This window comes from Candidatus Krumholzibacteriia bacterium (assembly GCA_035268685.1).
Classification (GTDB): domain Bacteria; phylum Krumholzibacteriota; class Krumholzibacteriia; order JAJRXK01; family JAJRXK01; genus JAJRXK01.
This window is the reverse complement of record DATFKK010000134.1, coordinates 25,954-47,380: the sequence shown is the minus strand read 5'-3', so window position 1 is coordinate 47,380 and position 21,427 is coordinate 25,954. Positions and strand designations below refer to the sequence as shown.

Annotated in this window: 20 protein-coding genes; 15 read left to right on the top strand and 5 right to left on the bottom strand. The window is 68.9% G+C overall.

Translation table 11 applies throughout. The annotated features are described in order from the left end of the window. Window positions 1-467 (top strand): cytochrome c3 family protein (locus VKA86_12835; GenBank protein ID HKK72100.1); only part of this gene is annotated, 467 nt, incomplete at its 5' end. Window positions 468-471: 4 nt separating this feature from the next. Here the strand turns inward: VKA86_12835 and VKA86_12830 are convergent. After that, window positions 472-1,278 (bottom strand): cytochrome c3 family protein, encoded by an 807-nt coding sequence (locus tag VKA86_12830; protein HKK72099.1) that lies wholly within the window; start codon window positions 1,276-1,278, stop codon window positions 472-474. 151 nt (window positions 1,279-1,429) lie between these two features. Here VKA86_12830 and VKA86_12825 point away from each other — a divergent pair, with 151 nt between their 5' ends. After that, window positions 1,430-3,949: a fused MFS/spermidine synthase gene (locus VKA86_12825; protein ID HKK72098.1), complete on the top strand. Its 2,520-nt coding sequence runs from the start codon at window positions 1,430-1,432 to the stop codon at window positions 3,947-3,949. A gap of 6 nt (window positions 3,950-3,955) precedes the next feature. On the opposite strand, the gene VKA86_12820 is transcribed toward VKA86_12825, so the two are convergent. Next, window positions 3,956-4,678 (bottom strand): protein kinase, encoded by a 723-nt coding sequence (locus tag VKA86_12820; protein ID HKK72097.1) that lies wholly within the window; start codon window positions 4,676-4,678, stop codon window positions 3,956-3,958. A gap of 193 nt (window positions 4,679-4,871) precedes the next feature. Here VKA86_12820 and VKA86_12815 point away from each other — a divergent pair, with 193 nt between their 5' ends. The 4 genes from VKA86_12815 (at window position 4,872) to VKA86_12800 (ending at window position 8,742) form a co-directional block, all read left to right on the top strand. Further along, window positions 4,872-5,684, top strand: a complete 813-nt coding sequence (locus tag VKA86_12815; protein ID HKK72096.1) for a hypothetical protein — start codon at window positions 4,872-4,874, stop codon at window positions 5,682-5,684. A 131-nt stretch (window positions 5,685-5,815) separates the two neighbouring features. Continuing rightward, on the top strand, window positions 5,816-6,937 hold the full coding sequence (locus VKA86_12810) for an alanine dehydrogenase (protein ID HKK72095.1): 1,122 nt from the start codon (window positions 5,816-5,818) through the stop codon (window positions 6,935-6,937). Window position 6,938: 1 nt separating this feature from the next. Next, complete coding sequence (locus VKA86_12805; protein HKK72094.1) at window positions 6,939-8,237, top strand: acetyl-CoA hydrolase/transferase C-terminal domain-containing protein; 1,299 nt, start codon at window positions 6,939-6,941, stop codon at window positions 8,235-8,237. Between the two features lie 127 nt (window positions 8,238-8,364). Then, entirely contained in the window at window positions 8,365-8,742 is a 378-nt protein-coding gene (locus tag VKA86_12800; protein HKK72093.1) for a hypothetical protein, read from the top strand. A 6-nt stretch (window positions 8,743-8,748) separates the two neighbouring features. On the opposite strand, the gene VKA86_12795 is transcribed toward VKA86_12800, so the two are convergent. Beyond that, window positions 8,749-9,753 (bottom strand): FlgD immunoglobulin-like domain containing protein, encoded by a 1,005-nt coding sequence (locus VKA86_12795; protein ID HKK72092.1) that lies wholly within the window; start codon window positions 9,751-9,753, stop codon window positions 8,749-8,751. A gap of 166 nt (window positions 9,754-9,919) precedes the next feature. Between VKA86_12795 and VKA86_12790 the strand changes: the two genes are divergently transcribed. The 3 genes from VKA86_12790 to VKA86_12780 all read left to right on the top strand — a co-directional run bounded on the left by VKA86_12790 (window position 9,920) and on the right by VKA86_12780 (window position 14,399). Further along, a complete protein-coding gene (locus VKA86_12790; protein HKK72091.1) occupies window positions 9,920-10,909 on the top strand; it encodes an aldo/keto reductase in 990 nt (329 codons plus the stop codon). A gap of 107 nt (window positions 10,910-11,016) precedes the next feature. Beyond that, on the top strand, window positions 11,017-12,522 hold the full coding sequence (locus VKA86_12785) for a nucleoside hydrolase (protein HKK72090.1): 1,506 nt from the start codon (window positions 11,017-11,019) through the stop codon (window positions 12,520-12,522). Then, the gene (locus VKA86_12780; protein ID HKK72089.1) at window positions 12,519-14,399 is read left to right on the top strand and encodes a TonB-dependent receptor; all 1,881 of its coding nucleotides are present in this window, start codon (window positions 12,519-12,521) and stop codon (window positions 14,397-14,399) included. Before VKA86_12785 ends, VKA86_12780 begins: the two co-directional genes overlap by 4 nt. A 40-nt stretch (window positions 14,400-14,439) precedes the next feature. On the opposite strand, the gene VKA86_12775 is transcribed toward VKA86_12780, so the two are convergent. Continuing rightward, window positions 14,440-14,784: a hypothetical protein gene (locus VKA86_12775; GenBank protein ID HKK72088.1), complete on the bottom strand. Its 345-nt coding sequence runs from the start codon at window positions 14,782-14,784 to the stop codon at window positions 14,440-14,442. A gap of 413 nt (window positions 14,785-15,197) precedes the next feature. On the opposite strand from VKA86_12775, the gene VKA86_12770 reads away from it, so the two are divergent. The 6 genes from VKA86_12770 to VKA86_12745 all read left to right on the top strand — a co-directional run bounded on the left by VKA86_12770 (window position 15,198) and on the right by VKA86_12745 (window position 19,944). Beyond that, a complete protein-coding gene (locus VKA86_12770; protein HKK72087.1) occupies window positions 15,198-15,443 on the top strand; it encodes a carboxymuconolactone decarboxylase family protein in 246 nt (81 codons plus the stop codon). 48 nt (window positions 15,444-15,491) lie between these two features. Continuing rightward, complete coding sequence (locus VKA86_12765; protein ID HKK72086.1) at window positions 15,492-15,764, top strand: hypothetical protein; 273 nt, start codon at window positions 15,492-15,494, stop codon at window positions 15,762-15,764. Continuing rightward, window positions 15,761-16,852, top strand: a complete 1,092-nt coding sequence (locus VKA86_12760; protein ID HKK72085.1) for a hypothetical protein — start codon at window positions 15,761-15,763, stop codon at window positions 16,850-16,852. The genes VKA86_12765 and VKA86_12760 overlap by 4 nt, the downstream gene beginning before the upstream one ends. A gap of 175 nt (window positions 16,853-17,027) precedes the next feature. Then, window positions 17,028-18,281, top strand: a complete 1,254-nt coding sequence (locus VKA86_12755; GenBank protein ID HKK72084.1) for a hypothetical protein — start codon at window positions 17,028-17,030, stop codon at window positions 18,279-18,281. A gap of 90 nt (window positions 18,282-18,371) precedes the next feature. Further along, the gene (locus VKA86_12750) at window positions 18,372-19,025 is read left to right on the top strand and encodes a hypothetical protein (GenBank protein HKK72083.1); all 654 of its coding nucleotides are present in this window, start codon (window positions 18,372-18,374) and stop codon (window positions 19,023-19,025) included. Window positions 19,026-19,257: 232 nt separating this feature from the next. Continuing rightward, window positions 19,258-19,944: a lamin tail domain-containing protein gene (locus VKA86_12745; GenBank protein HKK72082.1), complete on the top strand. Its 687-nt coding sequence runs from the start codon at window positions 19,258-19,260 to the stop codon at window positions 19,942-19,944. Window positions 19,945-20,026: 82 nt separating this feature from the next. On the opposite strand, the gene gatD is transcribed toward VKA86_12745, so the two are convergent. Next, window positions 20,027-21,421: a Glu-tRNA(Gln) amidotransferase subunit GatD gene (gatD, locus tag VKA86_12740; GenBank protein ID HKK72081.1), complete on the bottom strand. Its 1,395-nt coding sequence runs from the start codon at window positions 21,419-21,421 to the stop codon at window positions 20,027-20,029. Window positions 21,422-21,427: the final 6 nt, after the last annotated feature.

The window sequence follows — 21,427 nt, the reverse complement described above, 5'->3', positions numbered from 1 at the left end:
AGCGCTGCCACCGCGGCACGAAGGAATTCGAGACGGCCCTTTTCCGGCACAACCTCGAGGAAGAGGGTTCGTGCAACCAGTGCCACAATCCGCATGCGTCGAACGTCGACGCCCTGCTGACGGCCGAGCCGAGCGTCATGTGCGCGAACTGCCACTTCGACGAGCCCGAGCGCGAGAAGCCGAAGGCGGCGTACATGACGCACGACTCGATGAACTGCCTCGAGTGTCACGTGCCGCACGGGGCGAACAACGCGAACTACCTGATCTCACCCGACGGGGACTTCTGTCGGCCGTGCCACGAACAGGCCCATGCCGTCACGCACCCGGTGGGTCCCGAGGTCATCGACGCCCGTACCGGGGAGCCGGTCACGTGTCTGAGCTGCCACCAGCTGCACGGTGCGGAGTTCGACTGGTACCTGCCGCTCGATCCGGCGCGGGACCTGTGCATCCAGTGCCACCGGCGCTGAGGTCTCAGCGCGCGAGAACGGCCGCCGCATCCGAGCCCCGGGGCGCGTTGCGTGCGTGGCAACCCGTGCACAGCGCGGCATGCGACTCGAACGCGACCAGCATGTCGTTCTCGTGCCGGAAGATGTCGTGGCAGGTCGTGCACTCGATCCGGTCTTCGATCAGTTCGAGGCGGGGGTCGATCGACGTGCGGAGCCGGAAGCCGCCCCCGCGGTCTCCGGTGACCTCGACCAGGTAGGGATGGCTCGCCTGGGTGTGGGGACGAGGCGGATCCCATCCGTCGGCGAGTTCCGCCGGGAGTTCCTGCTGGTGGTCGTGGCAGCGCAGGCAGCTCTCGGTCACCGTCTGGTTCGTCACCAGCTCCATGTTCGCGTGGTACCAGTCCGCGGCCGCCCGGTGGGCGGCCGTGAGCAGGGAGAGGTCCGGGACGGTGTCGCCGTGGCAGGGACCGCAGGCCGTCGCCCCGTCCTGACTGCCGGCCGGCGCCAGGCGGGACAGCTCGGCGTGCTCGGTGCGGCCGGGGAGGGTCACGCGACCCGGCTCGTGGAAGGAGTGGCAGTCGATGCAGGCGCGCTCGCCGGTTCCGTGGAAGGCGGCGGAGCCCCACGGCCGGCTCGAGCCGGGCCCGTGGCAACCGGCACAGGTCGGGGTGGGGTCGTCCACGGTGGAGCGGCCCAGCTCGTGGCAGCGGCGGCAGTCCAGGGTCTCGTGGTGGTGGGCGTCGCCGGCGGTGGCCGACGAGGCCACCAGGAGCGCGAGAAGGGCGGCGAGCACGGGGGCACGGCGGAGGGGCCGATGTCTCGACGTGTGCATGGTACCAGCGGCTTCGGATGCGGAGTCTCGTGATGGAACTGGCGTGGGGGTGATCGGCAGGTCGCATCCGTGACTTGAGCCGCGGCTCGGGACTCGATCTCACGATTCAGGAGCCGTCGCCGCTCTTCGCGGGTGATAGTCTGATTGCATCATGAACGACGTCGTCGAGTCCTCGCCTCCGACGCGCGCGGCTCCGGGCAGCGGACTGGCCGCCCTGCTGGTCCTGTTCTTCCTCTCCGGTGCCGCCGCTCTGGTCTACCAGGTCCTGTGGCTGAAACAGCTGACCCGGCTGTTCGGCGTGAACGCGCACGCCACCGCGGTCACGCTCTCGATCTTCTTCCTCGGACTCGCCGTCGGGGGCTGGGTCTGGGGTCGTCGGGTGGGAGCGGTCCGGCGACCACTGCGGGTCTTCGCCGGGCTCGAGCTGGCGGTCGGGGCGAGCGCACTGCTGTTCTTCGGACTGTTCGCGGCCTTCCGCGCGGTGCAGACGCCGCTGCTGGAGGCGGTGGGGCACGAGCCGGTGCTGGCGCTCGTGGTGAAGAGCGCCCTCGCCCTGCTCATCCTGTTCCCGCCGGCCTTCTTCATGGGCGGCACGCTGCCGGTCATGGCGCAGTACCTGGTGCGGCGTCGCTCGGAGCTGGGCCGACGCACCACGCTCCTGTACGCGGTGAACACGCTGGGGGCCGCGACCGGTGCCCTGGCCGCGGGCTTCCTACTGCCGCGTGTGCTCGGTCTGTCCGGGGCGTACCTCTTCGCGATCGCGATCGACCTCACGGTGGCGGCGATCACGTGGTGGTGGTCGCGGTCGGAGGTCCCGGGGACCGCCGAGGTCGAGGAGTCCTCCGATCCCGCGGGTGAGGCGATCGACACGAGCCCGCGGCGGCTCTGGTTCGTGGCGGGTTTCTCGGGTCTGGCCGCGCTGGGGCTCGAGGTGCTGTGGACCCGGATGTTCTCGCAGGTCCTGCAGAACTCGGTCTACACCTTCGCCATCATCCTGACCGTGTTCCTGGCTTCGCTGGCCGTCGGATCGGCGCTGGCGAACCGCCTGTGCCGACGCACGCGGTCGGCCACGTCGACCCTCGTCGACCTGTTGGCCGTGTCGGGACTCGCGGTGGCGGTGACGCCGTTGCTCTTCCAGGCGATCGCCGGTGGACTCGAGTTCTGGAACAGCGACCTGGGCTTCTGGCCCTACGTCGGGCTCACCTTCGCCGGCACGGCGATCACGCTCGGACCCGCGGTGGCCGTGATGGGCGCCGTCTTCCCCTTCCTGATGAAGGTCAGCGAGCCCGGCATGCGCAGCGCCGGACGCACGGTCGGAGAACTCGCCGCGGTGAACACGGTCCTGGCGATCCTGGGCTCGCTGCTCGCCGGATTCGTGTTGCTGGGCACGCTGGGTGTCTGGGCGAGTATCTGGACGATCGCCGCAGCCTACTTCGTCGTGTCGCTCTTCTTGCTGCGCGGTGAGCAGCGCGGACGACGGGTCGTCGTCGCCGTGGGGGCCGTGGGTGCACTCGCGTTGGCCATCGGTCTCGATCTCGAGGAGATGCGGATCGGCTTCGACGACGCCCACGGCGAGGAGATCGTCGAGATGTGGCAGGGGCCCGACGCCGCCGTCGCCGTCACCCGTCACGACGAAGAGCAGCTACGGCTGCGGATCAACAGTTCGTACAACCTGGGTTCGAGTGCGTCTGCGATCAACGAGCGGCTGCAGGGGCAGTTGCCGGGCCTGCTGCACCCCGATCCGCGGAGTGCGTTCTTCATCGGTCTGGGGACGGGGATCACCGCGAGCGGGGCCATGCACTTCCCCTACGAGCGCATCACGGTGACCGAGGTGAATCCCGACGTCGTCACCGCGGCGCGTCGGCACTTCCAGCCCTGGCTCGAGGGTCTGTTCGACGATCCGCGCGTCGACGTCGTGGCCGAGGACGGCCGGATCCATCTGAGCACCCGCCGCGATCGCTACGACGTGATCACCGCCGACATCTTCCTCAGCTACAAGGCGGGCGTCGGGGCGCTGTACACGCTCGAGCACTTCGAGACCGTGCGGGACCGGCTGAACGACGGCGGAGTCTTCGTGCAGTGGTTCGGTGCCTTCGACACGTCGCGTCGCGAGTTCGACGTTCTGGCGCGCACGCTGCTCGAGGTGTTCCCCCAGGTCACCCTGTGGCGCCGCAGCTTCTCGCCCGTGTTTCCGGTGTACGCCTTCGTCGCGACCACCGACGAGCGTCCGCTCGACGTCGTGGCCCTCGAGCGCGACCTCGATCGCCTGGTCGACCAGGGGCACCTGGACGAACGCGTGTGGCTGCCGAACATTCCCCTGGCCGCCTACGTGGCCAACCTGACCCGGATCCGCGACGAGTTCGCCGGTGCGCCCCTCAACACGGACGACCGCACCGTGTTGGAGTACATGGCGCCGGTGACCGAGCGCCAGGCCAAGGGTTCCCACCAGCGCGAGGTCCTGGCCTGGGAGCCGTTGCTGCACTTCTGCCAGGAACTGCACGAGCGCGTGCCACCGGAGAGCGATCCCTATCTGCGGACGGCGCCTCCGGAGATGAGGCGGGAGGTCCGCGCGGGGACCGCCTACTACGGCTACGAGGTCATGCGCCGCACCGGACGCTCGGCCGAGGCCGCACGCTATCGACGTCAGTACGAGCGTCTGTTGCAGCCCTGACGGCCCTCACCACTGCATGGTCTCGAGGTGCTTGCGCAGCCGCGCCATGGTCGGGAACTTCCGCAGGATCAAGGTGCGCTTGAGTCCGCAGCAGATCTCCTTCACCGCCGCCGATTGCCGCGCGTAGGTCTTTCGCCCACCCAGCACATCGTAGAAGAGCCGGATCGCGTCGCACACGTCGGCGCGTCGGTTCTCGACCTTCGGCGCGTCCCAGTGGAAGAAGTCGATCAGCTTCAGTTCGAACTCCAGGCCGTGGCGCGCGACGATGATGTTACCGGCGTGCAGGTCACCGTGGTACTCGCCGGCCTGGTGGATCGGTTCCATGCCCACCACCAGGGCGTACAGCAGGTGGAGGGCCTCGAAGGGCGCGAGGCGACGGCCGGGCCGGGTCTTCAGGAAGTCGTCGAGGACGGGGCCGTCGACGTATTCCGAGATCAGCGCGGTGATCGTGTGGCCGCGCAGCGTGAGCTGCTCCTCGGTCTGGTACTGGATCAGGATGTCGCAGTGCCGCAGCTTGTGCAGCTTCTTCGCGTAGTCCCGCGAGGTCTTCAGGCCCGGATTGCGCTGCGGGAAGAACAGCTTGGCTGCGCGTTCGATCCCCGTCCGTACCTCCGCCACGCGGTAGACCTCGCCCTCGTAGCCGGCACCGAGTTGCTCGAGCACCCGGTACTTGCGGGCGAGGACGCGGTCGGGGGACAGGTCGAAGGAGTCGATGGTGGGGGTGCTCATGGGCGTGCCGGGAGAGAGGCCGGGGAACTGCGAGCCGCTTCGTGCCAGCACCGTTTCCGCCCCGGTCGGGGCCTCGGAATCGCCCCGGGGGTCGAGGCCGGGACGCGAACGATGCAAGTCCTCGGAGAACATGTATGATCGCACGCCCGGGGACGCATCGTCTCCGGGATTTCCGACGTTCCGGGAGGCTCCCATGATCACCGACGATCTCCGTGACGCCATCGCGACCGGCCACGCCGATGCGCTCGCCCGTGCCGTGGGCGGCGACCCCGAGCGCGCGAACGCCGCCATGTCGTGGGAGGAGCGCGAGGTCCCGCTGCTGGTCTACCTGATAGGCGCCCCCTTCCACGGTCTGTGCCCGCGGGGCGAGCAGACGGCCATGGCCGGGGTGCTGCTCGACGCCGGTGCCGCGGCGGACTGGGACCCGATGACCGACGAGCGGGCAGAGACGCCCCTGATGACGGCGGTCAGCGTGTACGAGCTCGGAATCGTCGACCTGCTGATCCGTCGCGGGGTGGATCTCGAGCGACGGGGCGGGGCCGTCGACGGTGGAACCGCCCTCGATCTCGGGATCGCCTTCGCGGCGACCCGCGAGGTGGATCGGTTGGTCGGAGCCGGGGCGGAGCTGGGCACCCAGGACCGCGCGGCCGGGGGCGGTGCGCTCGACGAGTTGCGGCGCCACCTGCAGGATTCGGCGCCGACCGATCGCGCGGTGGTGGGGGCCACGATCAATGCGCGCTTCCGATGCCTCGCTGCCTTGCGCGAAGCCGGCGCCGACCTCCAGGCCAACTACGGCGAGGCATCCCTGCTGCACTGGGCTGCGTGGTACGGGCGGCCCGAGGTGGTCGAACATCTGCTGTCGCATGGGCTCGATCCGAAGGCGGTGGATCCCAACCACGGCCGCACGCCACGGGGCTGGGCCCTGCACCGTCGCGACGACAAGGGCTGGCCGTTCCCCGACGGACTGACCGCCGCTGCCGAGGTGCTCGAACGCGCCGGAGGTTGATCCGGTCGCCTCGCGCCTCGGCAAAAGTGTGAGCCCCATGAAGCCGTGATCGATCTCACACTTTCGCGACCTGACAATGGACGGCGTTCGTCGACACTGTGCAGCGAATGCGTCGTCCAGGAGGTCGCACCATGATCGTCGGAGTTCCGCGCGAAGCGCACGGCTTGGAACATCGCGCGGGGTTGACCCCCTTCGCCGTCCATCGATTGTCGAGTCTCGGGCACACGGTGGTGGTCGAGAGGGGCGTGGGCGAGGACGCCCACTTCAGCGACGCCGACTACCAGAACGCCGGCGCGCAGATCCTCTACAGCGGAGAAGAGATCCTCCGTCGCAGCGACCTCTTGTGCTGCGTCGGTCGTCTCGACCGTGAGCAGGCCTCGATGTTGCGCCCTGGCGCGACCGTCTGCGGCTTCCAGCACATGGCCGTGGCCGGTCCCGAGACCGTCGGCCCCTTGCGCGACCGCGAGGCCACACTCATCGGCTACGAGTTGATCGAGGACGGCTCGGGGGAGGCTCCGGTCCTCGTTCCGTTCAGCGAGATGGCCGGGCACATGGTCCTGCAGATCGCCGCCCGCTACCTGCAGAACGGTGAGGGTGGTCGCGGGATCCTCCTCGGATCCGTTCCGTGTGTCGCGCCGCCCACCGTGCTCGTGCTGGGCGCGGGTCGGGTCGGGCACGCGGTCACCCGCCATGCCCTGCAGGCGGGTGCGCACGTCGTGGTCATCGACACCGACGTCGGCAAGCTCCGCCGCCTGCACGACGAGACCAACGGCCACGTGGTGACCATCGTCGCCGGCAGTGATCGGCTCGAGAAGTTCACCGCCATTTCCGACGTCATCATCGGCGCGGTGCTCATCCCCGGTGGGCGCGCTCCCTTCGTGGTGAGCGAGGAGATGGTCCGCGAGATGAAGCAGGGCAGCGTGATCGTCGACGTCTCGATCGACCAGGGTGGCTGCATCGAGACCAGCCGTCCGACCACGCTCGCCGATCCCGTCTTCGAACGGCACGGAGTGATCCACTACTGCGTTCCGAACATGACCTCGAACGTGGCTCGCACGGCGTCGCGCGCTCTGGCCAGCGCGGCCCTGCCCTACCTGATCGAGATCGCGCAGAACGGCACCGAGTCCGCGCTGCGCGAGAACTCCGGCCTGGCCGCGGGCGCGTACCTGTACAAGGGCGAGTTGGTGCACCGCCGCGTGGGCGACACGCTCGACATGCCCGTCACCCCGATCGAACGCTTGCTGGGAGAGTGACATGAGCTGGGTGGACGACTACAAGTCGAAGCTGGCCAGTGCGGCCGAAGCCGTGGGCATGGTTCGTAGCGGGGACCGGGTGTACTACGGGGGGAACGCGGCGATCCCGTCGGCCCTGGTGAGTGCACTCGCCGAGCGGCGCGACGAGCTCCAGAACGTCCAGCTGAACCACGTGCTCCTGCTGGGCGAGGACCTGCTGTCCCAGCCCGGCATGGAAGGGCACTTCCGCCACAATTCGCTGTTCGTGGGCCCGGCCGATCGCGCCGCCGTGAACGACGGCCGCGCGGACTACATGCCGATCTTCCTGCACCAGATCCCGCGTCTCTTCTGCGAGGGGATCGTGCCGCTGGACGTGGCCATGGTCCAGGTCTCGCCTCCCGACGAGCACGGCTTCATGAGCCTGGGGATCGAGGTCCTGGCCTCGAAGGCGGCGACGGCCTCTGCCAAGAAGGTCATCGTCCAGGTCAACCCGAACATGCCGCGCGTGCTCGGCGACGCCTTCGTGCACGTGAGCCGGGTCGATGCGGTCGTGGAACACGAGGCGCCCCTGCCGAACCTGCACACGAAGGATGCCAGCGACGTCGAGAAGGCCATCGCGGGTCACATCGTGCCACTGATCCGGCCGGGTGCCACGTTGCAGATGGGCATCGGCGGGATTCCCGACTCGGTCTACGGGGCGCTCGAGGGAAAGCTCGACCTCGGGATCCACACCGAGATGCTCAGTGACGGCGCCATGCGGGCCATCGAACGTGGTGTGGTGAGTGGAAGTCAGAAGACCCTGCATCCGGGCAAGGTCGTGATCACCTTCGCGCTCGGCAGCGACGCTCTCTACGACTACCTCGACAACAACCCGTTGATCGAGGCGCATCCGACCGAGTACGTGAACGACCCCTTCATCGTGAGCCAGCACGACAACATGGTGGCCATCAACTCGGCGATCGAGGTCGATCTCACCGGTCAGGTGTGTTCCGACTCCATGGGTCCGTACATCTACTCGGGCTTCGGTGGTCAGGTCGACTTCATCCGCGGCGCGGCCAAGAGCAAGGGCGGCATGCCGATCATCGCCCTGCCGGCCACGGCGAAGAAGGGCACCCTGAGCCGGATCCAGCCGTTCCTGAAGCAGGGGGCGGGCGTGGTCACCAGTCGGGCCGACGTGCACTGGGTCGTGACCGAATTCGGTGCGGTGAACCTCTTCGGCAAGAACCTGCGGGAGCGGGCCGAGGCACTGATCAGCATCGCGGCCCCGCAGTTCCGCGACGAACTCACCGAGCAGGCCCGCGAGCGCAAGCTGCTGGCCTGAGAGGTCCTGCGCCGGGGGCGGTTCCGATCGGGGCCGCCCCCGCGCTTGATTCCCCCCGCACCACGACTAGCTTGTGGCTCCGCCCGCGACCGCGGGTGCCCCGACCTCCCCCTTCTCTGGAGCCACGGTGTCCCGGTTCACCACGATCTTCGGCGTCCTCTTCGTCCTGCTCGGTCTGATCGCGTACTTCGCCACGGGTCAGGAGAGCATCACGGCTCTCATCCCGGCCTTCTTCGGCGTGGTCTTCGTCGTGCTCGGGTTGGTGATGCGCGACGAGTCGAAGATCAAGCACGCCGGTCACGCCGCGGCGGTTCTGGCACTGCTCGCCCTGATCGGGAGCGCCCGCGGGATTCCCGGAGCGATCTCCGTGGCGCAGGGCGGCGAGGTCGAGCGCCCCGAGGCCGCCGTCTCCCAGGCGATCATGGCGCTGCTGTCGGTGATCTTCCTCGTCGGTGCGATCAAGAGCTTCGTCGACGCCCGCAAGGCACGCGAAGCGCAGTCCTGAGCGCCGTCACTCCACGAGCACCACGCGGCGCCATCCGCTGCGGTCGCCGGCCGTCAGCCGCAGGAGATAGACGCCGCTGCCCACGGCGACTCCGTGGTCGTCGCGGCCGCGCCAGCGGAGCCGATGATCGCCGGCGGCGAGGGCCCGGCCGGCCGCGAGCGTGCGGACCACCCGTCCCCGTGCGTCGAGGATGCGCAGGGACACCGACGCGGGCCGCTCGAGCTCGAAGGCGAAGGTCGTCGTCGGGTTGAAGGGATTCGGGAAGGCACGCACCACGAGGGGAGCGGGTGCCGCGGGCGCCGCGGTGGACTCGCAGGTGGGCGCGTCGCCGAAGTACAGGAACTCGTCGCTGCCGTCGGTGTCGACGGCCCACACGATCGTGTCGGCCCGCCGCGCGGGATCCGCGTTGCCGTAGGCGGCCACCACCTGATCGCGATCGCTCCCGACGGGGACCTCCACCACCAGGATCTGCTTCTGCCAGGCGTCGGTGGCGCTGACGTTGGCGCTGCTCGCGCGGACGTCGTCGAGCTTGTCGAAGAGGACCTCCTCGGCGCGCGCCAGGGTGAGCGGCGTTCCGGGCGGGAAGGTGATGGCCCGCGTCACGCTCACCCCGATCCTCGTCCCGTCGATCTCGACCAGTAGATCGGTCTTCTTGCCGTTGGGATCGTCGTAGAGGATCTCGGTCTCGGTCTTCAGCAGGGTCGCGCCGTCGCAGGCCGCGGCGAGATCGTGGGCGAGGATCTCGGAGTAGATCGAGCTGCCGCCCGCGTTGCCGTCGGTGAAGATTTCGAGCCCGCCCTCGGTCATGCCCGCCTCGACGAAGTCGCACTCGAAGACCTCGACGGTGGTCGTGAAGAGGTGGGGGGACGCATCGAGGAGCTCGGTGTCGAGTTCGCCGCAGTCGCCGGAGACGATCGTGAGGTCGGCTTGGCCGGCCGACGGCAGCAGCACCACCGACAGGGCGACACCGACGACGACACGGCGAGCGCGCGAGAGCAGGTGAGCGATCACGGGGCGGGCCTTTCGCGGGAGTCCGTTCGGGATCCAGCCTACCCGCTCGCGCGACCGAACGGAAGCCGCCGCCCTTGATTCCCCCGGTGTGCCGCCTAGCATGTCCGATCACGACCACGATCACGACCACCCACAGACCCCGACCCGTGAGGATCCCACCATGGACATGTCCTACCGCCGCCTCGGCCGCTCCGGTCTCCCCGTGAGCGCTCTCTCCTTCGGCAGCTGGGTCACCTTCGGCACGCAGATGCAGCTCGACGAGGCGGCCGCGTGCATGCGGCTGGCCTACGAGCGGGGCGTGAACTTCTTCGACAACGCCGAGGCCTACGCCGCCGGCGAGAGCGAGCGCCTGATGGGCGAGGTGCTGAAGAAGGAGGGCTGGCCGCGCGACACCTACGTCGTGTCGAGCAAGGTCTTCTGGGGCGGCGATTGCCCGACCCAGCGCGGGTTGCACCGCAAGCACGTGCGCGAGGCCTGCGACGCGGCGCTCCGGCGGCTGCAGGTCGACCACCTCGACCTGTTCTTCTGCCATCGTCCCGACGTGGACACGCCGATCGAAGAGACGGTGTTCACCATGGACCAGCTGATCCGCGCGGGAAAGGTGCTGTACTGGGGAACCAGCGAATGGAACGCGCAGCAGATCCAGGAGGCGGTCGGCGTGGCACGCGCGAACCATCTGCACGCGCCGACCATGGAGCAACCGCAGTACAACATGTTCCACCGTGAGCGCGTCGAGGCCGAGTACCGCCCGCTGTACGAGACCGCGGGGATCGGCACCACCATCTGGTCGCCGCTGGCGAGCGGGATCCTCACCGGCAAGTACCGCGACGGCATTCCCGAGGGATCGCGGCCGACGCTGCCCGGCTACGAGTGGCTGCGCCGCCTCTTCGAGAACGAGGAAGGGCAGGCGAAGATCGAGAAGGCGCGCCGTCTCGAACCGATCGCGGCCGATCTCGACTGCTCGCTCGGCCAGCTGGCCATCGCGTGGTGTCTGCTGAACCCGCGGGTGAGCACGGTGATCCTCGGGGCGTCGCGCACCGATCAGCTGGCCGAGAACCTCGACGCGCTCGAGGTGCTGCCGAAGCTCACCGGAGACGTCGTCGAGCGGATCGAGTCGATCCTCGACAATCGGCCGGCGCCGCCCGCGCGATTCTGATCCCGCACCGCGTCGGTCTTCTCACATCTCCACAGTGGTCGAGCGGGGCCGCCTGGTGCAGCGTATTACGAGTTCGCAATTCGTAATATCCACCGGGAGGCCCCGTCATGCCACGCTCCCGTACCGCGATCGTGCTCGCGGTCCTCGTCGCCCTCGCCGTCACGCCCGTCGCGGCGCACGACGTCGCCGAACCGCCACTGTTGATCGACACCGACGCCGGTCTCGACGACCTGCGTGCCCTGGCCGTCGTGCTGGCCCAGCCCCGTCCCCAGGTGGCGGGCATCGTCACCTCGGACGGCGTGCTCGGGCCGGCCCAGGGTGCGTTCGTGGTCGAGGCGTGGATCGAGCGGCTCGGCCGCGGAGACGTTCCGGTGGTCGCGGGCCGGTCCGTCGGGGCATCGCCGCCGCCCTTCCGCGATTTCGTGCGGGCGAACCTGCGCGACGCCGGTCTGCCGATCCGCGACGACCGCCGCACCGACGGCGACCCCCTGGCCCACGTGCGGAAGTGGATCAGCGCCCAGCACGGCGCCGGGGTGAGGATCCTCTGCCTCGGTCCGCTGACCAACCTCGCGGCCCTGATCGAGTCCGATCCGGGGATCGTCGATGCGATCCACTCCGTGTACTGGGCCGCCGACCCGCGCAGCGACGATCCGGGCGCGCAGTGGAACCTCGAACGCGACCGCGCCGCGGCCGACGCGATCCTCGACCTGGGCATCGACCTGCGGCTGGTGACCCCCGCGGCGGGTGACGTGGCGTTGTTCGACGCCGCCCTGCTCGACGCCGTCGAGTCGCAGTCCACACCCGCGGCCGAGGCCTTCGCCGCTCTGCACGCCGTCGACGATCTGCGCGCGCACGCCCTCGAGCAGGCGGACTCGGTGGCCGACGACCTGGCCGCGATCGTCGCCCTGCAGCCGCTGGTCGCGCGCTTCGAGTCGTGGTCGGACACCAACCCGATCCAGGCCCGCACGGCGTCACTGGCCGACTGGGATCGTGATTTCGCGCGGACGGTCTACCGCGATCGCTTCTCCGACGACCACGGACCGCAGCCGCGTCCCTACGTCGTGCTCGAGCGCTACCCCACCGATCCCGAGCAGTTCCTGCCCGACGTGGCGCCCGTGGTCGACCCGATCCTCGAGCGCCACGGCCTCGAGGAATGGCGGGCGTCGGTACTCACGAACGAGCTGCACCGTCACCTGGGGATCTATTCGATCGTCGGCGTGAAGATGGGGATCCTCGCGCGGGAGCTGCTCGACGCCGATCTCGACGAACTGCGCGTGACGACCTGGGCGGGGCCGAAGCCTCCCGTGAGCTGTCTGGCCGACGGACTGCAGGTCGCCACCGGAGCCAGTCTGGGCCGCGGGACGATCGAGAACGTCGACGGCGGCCGCCCGCAGGTGCGCGCCCGCTTCACCAAGGGCGATCGTTCGCTCGAACTCGCCCTGTCCGACGAAGTCCTCGCGGACATCCGCACCGACGTCCGCACCGCCGCCGAGCGCTACGGCAACCTCACCGACGCCTACTTCGACGAGATCCGCCGGCTCTCGTTGCAGTACTGGCTCGACCTCGACCGCCATTCGATCTTCGAACGCACCGACGACCGGAGGACCCGATGAAGACGGCCGCCCCCTGGCTGTTCCTGTTTGTCCTGTTCACGACCTTCTCCGCCAGTCCGGCCCGAACGCAATCGACCGAGGGCACGTCCGACCATCCCTACGTCCTCCCCGACACCGTCGTGGTGACGGGCTCGCGCATCGTCCGCCCGCAGCGGTCGGTGAGCGCGACGGTGACCGTGGTTGGTCGCGAGACCCTCGAGGACGACACCGACAACGTCCTGCCCACCGTGGCCAGCACCGTGCCAGGCGTGTTCCTGCAGCAGCGCACCACCACGGGCTTCGGCATCGGGCCGGGCTCGGGCGGCAACATCAGCATCCGCGGGATCAGTGGGCAGCCGAACACGCGCATCCTCATGCTGATCGACGGCCAGCCGCAGTTCATGGGGATCTTCGGCCATCCGATCTCGGACACCTACGCGACCCAGGACGTCGAGCGCGTCGAGGTGATCCGTGGAGCGGCGTCGGTGCTGTACGGCAGCAACGCCATGGCCGGGGCGATCAACCTGGTCACCCGCCGCAGCGGGCGCGAGGGTTGGTCGACGTCGGCCATGACGAGCTTCGGCTCGGAGACGACGAGCGAGAACAGCCTTTCGGCGCAGTACAACGAGGGACCGACCTCGGTCTTCACCGGACTCACCTTCAACCGTACCGACGGTCACCGCGACGACTTCGACGACGGCTTCGAGAATCTCGGAGGCACGGTCAAGGTCGAGCGCGAACTCGGCGCGCAGTGGCGACTGGTGGGCGACCTGAACCTGGTCGACGCCGAGTACGAACAGCCCAACGCCGTGGGCGCCGCCACTGCGCCGGCCGACTCGATCCGCGAGTACCTGCGCGGTCGCACCTCGATCGCCCTGCACAACCGCAGCGAGCGGCTCGAGGGCACGCTGCGCGCCTTCTACAGCTGGGGCGACCACGAATTCTCCGACGGCTTCGACTCGAACGACTTCTACGCCGGGTTGTCCGCGCACCAGAGCCTGCGCGCCCGAGAGACCACGGTGACCACCTTCGGCGTGGATCTGGCGCGTTACGGCGGCGACGCCCGCAACCCGAGTGCCGGCGGTGACCTCGTGGACGAGACGCTCGACCAGGTCGACGTCTACGGCTTCCTCGAGCAGGGACTGCCCGCGCGCTTCGACCTGACCGCGGGCCTGCGCTTCGTGAAGAGCTTCGATCTCGAGGAGGGCGATACGCAGTGGCTGCCCTACGTCGGGCTCACCCATCAGCTCACCGGCAGCACGACGCTGCGCGCCTCGGCGGGGCGCTCGTTCCGCAACCCCACGCTGCTCGACCTGTTCCTGTTCCCGCCGGCGAACGCGGAGCTCGAACCCGAGAGCATGTGGAGCACCGAGGCGGGCGTCGACCAGTGGCTGCTGGGCCGGCGGCTGCGCGTGGAGCTGACGGGCTTCGTGGCCGAGGGCGACAACCTGGTCCAGGTGGTGCCGCAGGCGGCCGGACCCCCGCGCCGACTGAACAGTGGCGAGTTCTCCCACGCCGGCGTCGAGACCGGCCTTCGTTGGTTTCCCGTCCGGCAGCTCGAGTTCCGGCTCGGCTACACCTGGCTCGACACCGAGGACCCCGAGCTACTGGCCCCCGCACACGACCTGAACCTGACCTCGACCTACCGCCACGAGCGCTTCCGGCTCACCGTGGGTGCCCACGCGGTGTCGGATCTGTACACGTCGCTGCCGTCGCCGGCGGGTGGTGGCACGCAGGAGGACTACGTTCTGCTCGACGCCTCGCTGCACGTGCCGGTGGGCCACGGCGTCACCGCCTTCGTGCGCGGCGAGAACCTGACCGACACCGAGTACGAGATCGACCGCGGCTACCCCATGCCGGGGGCCACGGTCATGGCCGGGCTGCGGTTGGAGCGCTGATCCGGAGCGCCCCGGGGGAAGACCCTCGGGGCGCTGCCGCTCAGACGGTGACGACCTTGTCGGCCCCGCCCAGGGCGATCGCGATCCGTTGCATGTCGACCACCTCGCCCACGCGCACGCGGTCGGCCACACCGTAGTGCTCGATGCACGTACCGCAGAGCAGGATCGGGACCCCGGCGGCCTCCAACTGCTCGAGGTCGCCCAGCACCGGCGAGCCCTCCAGCGCCGCCTTCACGCCCTCGGTGTACAGGCAGATCGCCTCGGGCGGCTCGGGCGCGCCCACGAGCTGGCCCAGGAACTTCCCGAGCATCTTCTGCCCGAATTCGAGGTCCTCGGGCGCGACGTGGCCGAGGTGTGGGCGGGTCACGAGATAGGCGGTGTCCATGATCGGCTCCTCGTCGTTGCAGGAAGTCGTCAGTCTAGCCCCGACGGCCCCGGGGCCGCGAATCCGGGGCGGCGCCCCCCTCCGGGTGGGGTTCTCGCGGATCTTCGCCTTGTGGGAGATCGGGAACCGCTCCATCTTGGATACGTACGGTTGATCGTACGTCCCCGGCGAAGGATGGGTGAACACCCATGGATACCCTCTACGTCCTGCTGTTCCTGGTCGCCTGGTTCGCGCTGCAGCGCTGGGTGCTGCCGCGATTCGGCATTGCCACCTGAATGGCGCCCGACGGCTGCTCGGTCGAGCAGCGCGAGAGCCCGAAGTCGTCCCGGATCGAGACGGACGACGAAGAGACGGGCGTGTCGTCCTCGAGTCGCTGAACCGCGGCGACGCGCCCAGTTACCCTGGAGTCGCCCGTGTCCTACCTGGAGCGCCTCCGCTGGGGTGAGGTGGAACCCCGCCTGCAGCGGATCTTCGAACACTTCCACGACGAGCGCGGGAACGTGCCCAACCTGTTCCGGGTGATGGGCCGACGTCCCGAACTCATGAAGACGTTCAACGCGCACTTCGGAGCGGTGCTGTCGGCCGACGGTACCCTCACCGTGGGCTTCAAGGAGATGCTCGCGGTCCGTGTGTCGCAGATCAACGAGTGCCGCTACTGACTCGCCTCGCACACCGTCTTGGCAAGACGGCACGGAATTCGCGATGAGGTGCTCGAGACCCTCGAAGACCCCGAGACCTGTCCGGTGAGCGAGGGCGAGCGCGAGGCACTGCGCTTCGCCGAGCGCATGACGCGCGAGGCACGGGCCATCGAGGAGCCCGACATCGTGCGGCTTCGTGCCCACTTCGACGACGACCAGATCGTGGAGATGGCCTGCGTGATCGGCATGTTCAACTACCTGAACCGCTTCGCCGAGGCGATGGGCCTGTGGCCCACACGGCCGGGAGAGGGTGGACCCGACGACCCGGAGGTCGCCGGGTGATCCGAGGTCCGGTCCTGGCCCTGCTCTTCGTCGTCCTGCCGACGTCGGCCGGGGCGGTCGAGTGGGACTTCTTCCCGCCCCGGTTCGACGGGGCCGGGATCGTGCTCGTGCCCAAGGCCTACCACTCCTCCCAGGACGACTTCGGGGTCGGTCTCGAGGCCATCCGACCCTTCCGTACACCACTTCAGGGCGATCTCTCCGTCGATTCCGAGTTCACGGTGAAGGGGCGTCTGCACACGACCGGCCACGGATCGGCCGAGGCCGTGGCGACGGTCTACTTCGGCAAGGGCACCTGGTTCCTCAAGAGCAAGGTCGAATTCGAGACCCTCGCGCGGCGGTTCTGGGGGCTGGGATCGGACTCGCCGGAGTCGAACGAAGAGACCTACCGCCCCCAGAGCCTGCTCGCGTACGTCGAACTCTTCCACCGCGTGTTCGACGGCTTCCGCGTCGGCGGGCGGGTCGAGTGGAACGACTTCCGTTACCTCGAGACCGAAGACGGTGGCCTGCTCGACACACGGGACTATCCGGGCCTCTGCTGCGACAACGCCGCCGGCGCCGGAATCGTCTGGGAGTGGGACGGCCGCGACAACCTCTATGCACCGAGCAGTGGTGTCCACGCCCAGGGATTCGCACTGTTCTTCAGTGAGGACATGAGCGGCGACTTCGCGTTCCAGAACTACCACCTGGACTTCCGCTCGTACCACGACCTCGGAGGCGGGAACGTCCTGGCCTTGCAGGCCTTCACCTTCGCTCTCTTCGGAGACCCTCCGATCTGGCGCTACGCCGCCGTCGGGGGACGCGCGCATTCGCGGGGATACCAGCGGGGGCGTTTCCTGGAGCGGCGCATGGCCGCCGTGCAGGCCGAGTGGCGGCGACCACTGATCGGGCGGCTCGACGGGGTGGCCTTCGGCGGGTTGGCGAACGTCGCGCCCGCCTACAACGACTTCAAGCTGGGCACCATGCGACCCACCGTCGGGGTGGGGCTGCGCCTGCACGCCACCGAGGACCGGGATCTCCTGATCCGCGCGGATCTGGCCGTCGGCGAGGAGTCGATCGAGGGGGACCTGTCCTTCGGGCACGCCTTCTGATCACCGTTCCGGGCACATCACACATTTCGAAGTCACCGACGGGGCGTTCGGGCGCACACTCGAATCCCGACCCCGTGTCGCTCCGGTCATGGCGGAGATGCCTCCGGGGGGTCGGACCGCTGTGACCGGTGTCTCGCCGGGCCGGGGATCGCTTCCCGGACGGAGGGGACACGTCATGCAACGCGAACTGACGATCGAAGCCCACGGTGAGCTCTATCACCTGCGGTTCCACAACTACATGGGCCCCTGGGAGGGCCATCAGATCGAGAAGGCCCTCGACCTCGAAGAAGTGGAGCCCCCGCCCGACGGGGAGAGCTACGACTCCGTGCTCGGGCCCAACCAGGCCTTCCTCTGGCACGAGATGGACTTCGATTCGGACCTGCACGCGCTGGTGACCGCCGACCGGCTCACTCGCGTGGCGCAGGTCGTACGCGATCGCGACGTGAAGGTGCTCGAGGGCGCCGACCTCTTGCCCGAGCCGCCCGGGGAGCCCCTGCACGTGGCGACGTCGTCGGAGCCGTACACGAGCTACGTCGACACCATCGAGCAGCGCCACCAGTCCGTCTGGGAGCGGGGGCCCAAGGCCGTGGCCGGAGCCTTCGCGCTGCGCGCGATCCCGGTGCTGATCGTCGCGGTGGCCATCGTGGTCGTCGCGCGCCACACCGGCGACCGGTACGAGACCGTGCCCCTGGGTCAGATGTTCGCCCGCGCCGAACGGCCGACGGTGGAGCAGAGCTGGTGGTCGGCGGTGCTCGACCCGGACCATTCCCGCTTGGTGCGTCACGAGATCCGGCGGGTCCGTTACGCGTCGGGGCCCTACATGATCCTTGCCGACGGTCATTTCCTGTGCTTCGAGGGCGCCGACGAGGTCATGCCCTGGCTGAACGAGATGCGGGCCCGGTCGGCGCCGTTGATCGTGGACGCCGTGGCGGCCGACGGTGAGCTGCGGGTGGAGAGGGTGCACTGCGCAGGACAGGTCCTGGCCCGTGATCTGGTCCTCGAGCGGGTGGCTCGACTCGCCTCGTCGGACGAGCAGCCGGTCCGCGGGCCCCTTGCCCAGGAGGTGGGCTTCCGCACGTTCGACCGTCTCGATCTCGGGGCCGAGGCGGGGGTCGACACGCTCGAGGGCCGATCCATCGCGCTCGACGGCCGGATCGTGCTCGAGAGCGGTCGCCACGTCCTGCGGACCGAAGGGGGAACGGGCGTCGTCCTCCGGACCTCGCAGCTCGGCCACGCGTTGCGCGAGTTCGTCGACGCGATCACCGGCCGGCCGTGTCCGGTGACGCTGGATCTGGTCGTGCGCGAGATCTATCCGTGGACCCGACGGGGCGAAGGGCCGTCGCGGCAGGAGGACCGCTTGCTCGGAGTGGCGACGATCCGCTCGGCCTCGGCCCAGAACCACCACGTGGTCGGGCGCCGCGCGTCCTGAGGGCGGGCTCTGCCGTGGCCGTCCGGGGGCAGCGTGTTATAGTGCCGCGCTGCCCCCTGGACGTCTCGACCCGAGCCTCGCGGAGAACCCATGGATCTGCTACGAACCCTGCCCATCGCTGTGTGCAGCGCTCTTCTCGTCGCCGGATGTGGCGGCGGAGACTCGTCGTCCGGGGAGCAGGCGAATGCCTCGACCTCGGCCCAGGAGGTCGCTCCGGCGAACCCCGGTGACACTCCTGCGCAGCCGACCGGCGGTGCCGTCACCCTGGCCGGGATCCGCTTCGCGCCGGCCGACGCGTGGAAGGACCTCGGACCGAGCCGCATGCGGAAAGCGCAGTACACGCATCCACCGGTCGAGGGCGACACCGAACCCGCCGAGTTGAACGTGTTCTACTTCGGTCCGAATCAGGGCGGCGACGTCGAGAGCAACATCGGCCGCTGGGTCGGGCAGATGGAGGCACCCGACGGCGGCGATGCCGGCGCGGTGGCGGTGCGGAGCAAGCTGACCACGGCCAATGGACTCGACGTCCACTTCGTCGAAGTCGACGGCACCTACAACATGAGCATGGGCGGTGGTCCCATGACGGGCGGCCGCACCAAGGCCATGGAGGGCTACCGCATGGTCGGTGCGATCGTCGAGGCACCGCAGGGTCTCGTGTTCTTCAAGCTCACCGGCCCCGAGGCCACCGCGAAGGCGATGGAAGAGGAGATGCGGGCGATGCTCGCCGAGGCGTCGACGGTCTGAGCCCGAAGACCGTCGACGGCAGCGTGTGATTGCGCCCCACTTTCACCTCTTCACCGGATCTTGCCCGAGATCGGAGAAGGACGCGTTCCCGGACCTGGGTCTGGTCGGTTACACTGGAAGCACGCGTCCACGATCGTCGACGATCGTCGGACCTGAACCCCGTGCGCGCGGCCCCCTGCTGTCCTCGCGCCCGTCCGAACGCCTCTGCACCGTGGAGGACCAAGGAGACACAATGCTACGGAAGCTCTTGCTGGGCGCCGGCCTCGTGGCCGTCACCGCCCTGCCGGCCCAGGCCGACCTGATCATCAGCGAAGTCGTCGACGCCACCCTGCCCGGTGGTCTGCCGAAGTTCGTGGAACTCACGAACACCGGTCAGGATCCGGTCGACCTGTCGAACTACAGCATCGGCAACTTCAACAACGGTGGCACCGAGCTCGGCGGCGGCGCCTCGACGGTGCTGTCCGGCACGCTCGGTTCCTGCGAGACCTACGTGATCTCGTACGAGTTCGGCGACGAGCCCGGGATCGGCCTGTTCTTCGACACCTACGGCTTCGATCCCGACAACTTCGACCTCGGCGCCTTCTTCAACGGTGACGACGTGATCGCCCTGTACGAGGGCCCGGCCACCGGCGACGGCAGCGACGCCACCCTGATCGACGTCTACGGCGTGATCGGTGTCGACGGCTCGGGTGAGGTCTGGGAGTACACCGACGGCTACGCCCAGCGTCTGACCAACAGCGCCAACCCGACCTTCGATCCGACCGAGTGGACGATCGGCGGTGCGGACTCCCTGGAGACCGGAGACGACGCCACCGAGCTCGACCTGATCCTGCAGCTCACCAACCCGGGCCGGAACGAGGCCTGCTCGCCGGTGAGCAACGACGACAGCAGCTTCGGCGCGCTGAAGAGCCGCTTCTAGTCGCTCTTCGTGTTCCGCGTACGACGAGGCCCCCGCTCCGGAGTGGAGCGGGGGCCTTCGTACGTCGGACGTCGGGCCCGGCCTACTTCCAGCTGCCGGTCATGAAGCCCTCGATCTCGGGCACGCCGCCCTGGAAGACGAGATACCCGTCGTGCGGTTCGCGCGGAGTCATCTCGTCGGCCAGTGGCGTGCGCATGAGCGATTCGACGGCTCCTGGATCGTCAGGGTGCATCCCCAGGGCCCAGCCCAGCTTTATGTAGGCCGCCTCGGGGAGCATGTTCGCCAACGGCACCACACCGAGCTGCAGGATCTCGCGGCCGGTCTCGTACACGTGCATCTGCACGAAGCCCCACAGGGTCTGCAGGGTCATGAAGACCAGCACGCCGGCTTCGCGGGCGCGATCGAGCGCCGGATAGACCTGGCGGTTGACGTGGCCCAGGCCGGTACCCGCGATGACGATGCCGCGGTATCCGGCGTCGACCAGCGCGTCGAAGACGTCGGCCTTCATGCCCGGGTAGTAGTACTGCAGGCTGATCTGGTCGTCGAAGACCGCGTGCACGTCGACCTCGGTGTCCTTGCGGCGCGGGCGGATGTCGTCCTTCAGCGGGGTGATCCTCCGTTCGTCGATCTCGAGCATCGCCACCGGGATGTCGCCGAGCGTGCGGAAGGTGCTGCGGTAGGAGCTGTGCATCTTGCGCACACGGGTCCCGCGGTGCAGCAGGTTGTAGCGATCGCTGGTGGGACCGAACATGCACACCAGGACCTCGGCGATATCGCCGTGTGCCGCGGCCGTGGTCGCGGCGATCAGGTTGCGGGCCGCGTCACTGCTCGGGCGATCGCTGCTCCGCTGGCTACCGACCATGACGATCGGCACCGGCGGATTCTGCACCATGTAGCTGAGCGCCGCGGCGGTGTGGTGCATGGTGTCGGTGCCGTGACCGATCACCACGCCGTGGTAGCCGTCGCGGATCGCCTGGCCCACGTTCTCGGCCAGCTCCACGTACTGTTCCGGCCCCATGTTCTCGCTGAACACCCCGAAGAGCTTCTCGGTCTGCAGGTTGCACACATCGGCCAGCTCGGGGACCGAACCGTAGAGCTCGCCCGGCGTGAAGGCCGGGATGACGGCTCCGGTGCGGTAGTCCAGACGCGACGCGATCGTGCCGCCGGTCCCGAAGAGCTTCACGTTCGGCTTCGCGGCGTCGACCGGGAATTCCTGTTCGGGAACCTTGTAGTGCGCCTCGCGGAAACCGATCGCCTCGAGCGCGCGGATCCGGTCGTGTCGCAACCCGATGTTGTAACCGGTGGGGAGTTTGATCACCAGGTGTTCGGGATCGCTCGTCTCGCTGCGCGGAAGGATCAATCCCTCGAACACCCCGCGCTCGGTGACGGCGCGGACCTCGCACCAGACCGTGACGCCCTCGCGCTCCATGACGTCGCGCATCGGGGAGCGGTAGCCCTTGTAGAGATCGTCGTTCACTCGGGG